The following is a 3,855-nucleotide window of genomic DNA, read 5'->3' as shown; positions in this document are numbered from 1 at the left end:
TGGCATCGGCGGTGACCCGGTGAAGGGCATGGATTTCATCGAGGTGCTGGACCTGTTCCTGCATGACGACGAGACCCAGGCGATCATCATGATCGGCGAGATCGGCGGCCCTTCCGAGATCGACGCGGCCGAATTCCTCGCCCGCCACAAAATCAAGAAGCCTGTCGTCGGCTTCATCGCGGGGGTTACGGCACCTCCGGGCCGCCGCATGGGCCATGCCGGCGCGGTGATCTCGGGCGGCAAAGATACCGCGCAGGCGAAAATCGCCGCCATGCAGGAGGCCGGCATTTTTGTCGCCGACAGCCCGGCGGCGCTGGGCAGCACCATGGTGAAGGCGCTGCGGGCATAAGCGCCGCACCTATGTGATTGATCTGTTGAAGGCTGAATCGCGCAAGCGGTTCAGCCTTTTTCATGGCGTTCCGCCGGGTTTCCTCATTATGAAACGGGCGGATTTTAAGAAATCGGAAGGCGCGGGGCGGTTAATCTGATACACATGCAGGTTGAACAACCCAGCCCCTCCAAACCGGATAAAGATCAGGCCGGGCTTGTGGCTTATATGCCCGCAGAGTTCGCAAACCCGCCCTTCTCACGCGGGAGGGTGGACTTGACGCTGCCCCGGTGTGGCAGCGTGGAACAAGCGGGACGGAATCGCTTTACAGAGGGATAGGTTTGGCATGGCCGGCGTCGACATCATCGCAACCGCCATGAACGGGGCGAATGCCCAGTTCATCGCACAGCTTTACGCAAAATGGATTTCCGCCCCGCATTCGGTGGACCCGGATTTCGCGGTGCTCTTTGCCTCGCTGGACGATGAGGCCCGCTCGGTCCTCACCGATGCATCGGGCGCTTCCTGGGCCCCCCGCCCTGCGGTTTTCGAAGTGCCCGAGGCCACCAAATCCGCCCCGCCGCCCACCGCCGACACCCGCGCCGCGACGCTGGATTCCATCCGCGCGCTGATGCTCATCCGCGCCTACCGCGTGCGCGGGCATCTGGAGGCGCAGCTCGACCCGCTGCATCTGCGCCAGCCGCGCCAGCACCCCGAGCTTGACCCCGCCACCTATGGCTTCACCAGCGAGGACATGGACCGGCCCATTTTCATCAATGGCGTACTCGGCCACGACAACGCGACGGTGCGGGAAATTCTGGCCATCCTGCGCGCCAGCTATTGCGGGGAAATCGGCGTCGAGTTCATGCACATCCAGGATCCGGCGCAAAAATCCTGGATCCAGCAGCGGATCGAAGGCGCGCCCTGGCTCGCCGCGTTTGGGCCGGAAGAGAAAACCAAGATCCTGCGCCAGCTGACCGAGGCTGACAGTTTCGAGACCTTCTGCCAGCGCCGCTATGTCGGCACCAAGCGCTTCGGCCTGGAGGGCGGCGAGAGCACGATTCCGGCGCTACATACGATCATCGAGACGGCCGCCAAGGGCGGGGTGAAGGAAATCGCCATCGGCATGCCGCACCGCGGCCGGTTGAACACGCTGGTCAACATCGTGCAGAAGCCGCTCGTCGCACTGTTCAGCGAGTTCGGCGGCGCCAGCGCCAAGCCTGAGGATGTGGAAGGCTCCGGCGACGTGAAATACCACCTCGGCACCTCCACCGACATCAACATCAACGGCAACCAGTTGCATCTCTCGCTGCAGCCCAACCCCTCGCATCTCGAAGCGGTGGACCCCGTGGTGGTCGGCAAGATCCGCGCCCGCATGGACATGATGGGCGATGCCACCCGCCGCAACGCGATGGCGATTCTGATGCATGGCGACGCCGCTTTCGCGGGGCAGGGCGTCGTGTATGAGACCCTGGCGATGAGCCAGCTGATCGGCTACCGCACCGGCGGCTCGGTGCATCTGGTCGTCAACAACCAGATCGGCTTCACCACCGTGCCGGCGCATGCTTTCTCCGGCCTGTATTGCACGGATGTTGCCAAGGCCGTGCAGTCGCCAATTTTGCATGTGAACGGCGACAATCCGGAGGCCGTCGTGTTCGCGGCCCGGCTGGCGACCGAATTCCGCATGGAATTCGCGGTGGATGTGGTGATCGACCTCGTCTGCTACCGCCGCCATGGCCATAACGAGAACGAGGAACCGGCGTTCACGCAGCCGATCATGTACAAAGCGATCAAGGCTCTGAAGACGACGCGCGCGCTCTATGCCGACGCCCTGGCGGCCGAGGGCAGCGTGAGCGCCGAACAGGCGCAGGCGATTGCCGATAATTACAACCAGACCCTGGAGGACGCCTACAAGGGCGCGCAGGCGTACAAGGTAAACAAGGCGGACTGGCTGGAAGGCCATTGGTCGGGCCTGGGCCAAGCCACCGAGGAGGACGAGCAGGAGGAACAGGCAACTGCCGCGCCGCTGGAGCAGCTACGCGAGGTTGGCAAGGCCATCTCCACGCCGCCGGAAAATTTTGACATCAACTCCAAGATTCTGCGCCAGCTCGAAGCCAAGCGGCAGATGATCGAGACCGGCGAGGGCATCGACTGGGCGACCGGCGAGGCGCTGGCCTTCGGCACGCTGATGCTCGACGGCCACCGCGTGCGGCTCTCCGGCGAGGATTGCCAGCGCGGCACCTTCAGCCAGCGCCACGCCGTGCTGATCGACCAGACCAACCAGAACGAATACACGCCGCTGAACAACATCAGCACGGACCAGGCGCGGATTGAGATCTTCAACTCGCTCCTCTCAGAGGTCGGCGTGCTGGGCTTTGAATACGGCTACGCCCTCGCGGACCCCAGCGTGCTGGTGCTGTGGGAAGCGCAGTTCGGCGATTTCGCCAACGGCGCGCAGGTCATTATCGACCAGTTCCTGGCCTCGGGCGAGACGAAGTGGCTGCGCATGTGCGGCCTCACGCTGCTGCTGCCGCACGGGCATGAGGGCCAGGGGCCGGAGCACTCCTCCGCCCGGCTGGAGCGCTATCTGCAGCTCTGCGCCGAACGCAACATGACGGTGTGCAACCTGACGACGCCGGCAAACTACTTCCATGCGCTGCGCCGCCAGCTCAAGCGCAACTTCCGCAAGCCGCTGGTGCTGATGACGCCTAAATCCCTGCTGCGGCATAAGCTGGCCATCTCGCCGCTGAGCGATATGACCACCGGTTCTGGCTTCAAATATGTGATCCCGGAGATCGACCAGATCGCGGCACCGGCACAGGTGAAGCGCGTCGTGATCTGTTCCGGCAAGGTCTATTACGACCTGCTGGCCGAGCGGCGCGAACGCGGCATCAAGAATGTTGCCATCGTCCGGCTGGAGCAGTTCTACCCCTTCCCGGCCCGCAAGCTGCAGGCGGCGCTGGCTCCCTATACCAAGGCTGAGGTGGTCTGGTGCCAGGAAGAGCCCGAGAACAACGGCGGCTGGACCTTCGTTGACCGCAAGATCGAGGCCGTGCTGCTCGCCGCTGGAGGCGCCGCCAAGCGGCCGCGCTACGTCGGCCGCACCGCCGCCGCCAGCCCGGCGACCGGCCTTGCCCGCGTCCATGCCGCCGAGCAGGCCGCCCTGGTGAACGAGGCATTATCCGTCTAAACTTTCGCAACACCTCCCAAACGACCCCGCGTCTACAAATTAGGAGCAGTTATGGCCGCCGACATCAAAGTCCCGACACTTGGGGAAAGCGTTACCAGCGCAACCATCGCGCGATGGATGAAAAAAGCCGGGGACACAGTGGCCGCCGACGAACCTCTGGTGGAGCTGGAAACCGACAAGGTGACCGTTGAGGTCAACGCGCCGGAGGCCGGCACGCTGGAAGAGATCATCGCGCCGGAAGGGGCTGAGGTCGAGGTCGGCGCGCTGCTGGGCCGGATCGGCGCCGCAGGGGCAAAGCCCGCGGCGAAGCTGATCGAACCCAAATCCGCCCCCGCAACCG

The 3,855-nt window shown here is 64.2% G+C and carries 2 protein-coding genes and 1 pseudogene; all 3 read left to right on the top strand.

Features of this window, described 5'->3' with window-relative positions; all coding sequences use genetic code 11:
* Positions 1-349: pseudogene (locus HKL97_RS10670) on the top strand (succinate--CoA ligase subunit alpha); the annotation flags it as partial.
* 325 nt (positions 350-674) lie between these two features.
* A complete protein-coding gene (locus tag HKL97_RS10665) occupies positions 675-3,515 on the top strand; it encodes a 2-oxoglutarate dehydrogenase E1 component (protein WP_291425139.1) in 2,841 nt (946 codons plus the stop codon).
* Between the two features lie 51 nt (positions 3,516-3,566).
* Positions 3,567-3,855: biotin/lipoyl-containing protein (locus HKL97_RS10660; protein ID WP_291425137.1), on the top strand; the 289-nt coding region annotated here is incomplete at its 3' end.

This window comes from Acidocella sp. (assembly GCF_013044125.1).
In the GTDB taxonomy this organism is placed as follows: Bacteria; Pseudomonadota; Alphaproteobacteria; order Acetobacterales; family Acetobacteraceae; genus Acidocella.
Note: the sequence above shows the minus strand (reverse complement) of the source record. Positions and strands in the feature narration are given on the sequence as shown.

What these genes read in the sequence shown, in the direction of transcription:
- HKL97_RS10665 (WP_291425139.1), top strand. Translation starts at nt 675, where the DNA reads ATGGCCGGCGTCGACATCATCGCAACCGCCATGAACGGGGCGAATGCC.